This window comes from Priestia sp. P5_B4 (assembly GCF_056400385.1).
The window spans coordinates 1-833 of the sequence record NZ_JBFULJ010001256.1 but is presented as its reverse complement, the minus strand read 5'-3'; the positions used below and the strand labels follow the sequence as shown (position 1 = coordinate 833).

Sequence of the window (833 nt, the reverse complement as noted above, 5' to 3'; positions counted from 1 at the left end):
ATGCCTCTATCATAGGTACAGCTACTTTATTTAAAATTAAATCTCCTTCCCGTCTAGTGTATCCTTTAGGCATCATTGTGTTGTTTTTGTCGATTACAATCGCTAGTAATTTTCAAGAACATCTTTATGAAGGGCTACACGTAGCGAGATTTCTTTTACATATGCCTCTTTTTGCTATCGTACCTATACTGCTTTTGATTATCGCCTTTTTGAAAAATAGGAAGAAGCAGCACAGATAGTATATCTCTAATAAATAGAAAAAATAGCGTTAAAATTATCGAGGTGATGTTCGTGTATATATGGTTTTATGATCATTTTATTAATACCATCTTATTTCCGCTTACTTGTATCATGCTAGTGTGCGTCTCATTAGGACTGTATGCTTACTTTAAGCTAAAAAAAATGAAAAATTGATACTAGATGTCTATTTCCCTCATTCAAAACAAGAAAGATACAACAAGATAAAAAGCAACTGTTATTCCCGCTGCAATTAAAGCTGGCTTTAATTTATACTTGGCATATTCAATAACAGATAAATCTAATATTTTGGCGATGGTATTCGTATCGTCGCTTAAAGGTGAAGAAAACGCTCCAAATGAACCGCTTGCAAATACGGCACCGATAATCAGCGGCAAAGAAAGATCTGCAGAACTTGCAAGCGATACGCCAAGCGGCATTAAAATCCCCCACGTCCCCCAAGCAGACCCGATAAAGTAAGAAATAGCAGCCCCAAATACAAACATAAAAGGAGTGACAAACATTTGAGGAATMCACTTAGAATGTGCGGTCACGAAATTCGAAAACCCCAAGTCTTCTGTAACAGCGGATAATCC

General features: G+C 36.4%; 1 protein-coding gene and 1 pseudogene. One reads left to right on the top strand and one right to left on the bottom strand.

Going from position 1 to position 833, the window contains the following annotated elements:
• Window positions 1-239: pseudogene (locus tag AC1DRF_RS30330) on the top strand (spore gernimation protein KB); the annotation flags it as partial.
• A gap of 198 nt (window positions 240-437) precedes the next feature.
• Here AC1DRF_RS30330 and AC1DRF_RS30325 read toward each other — a convergent pair.
• Window positions 438-833 (bottom strand): Na+/H+ antiporter NhaC family protein (locus AC1DRF_RS30325; protein ID WP_477742609.1); only part of this gene is annotated, 396 nt, incomplete at its 5' end.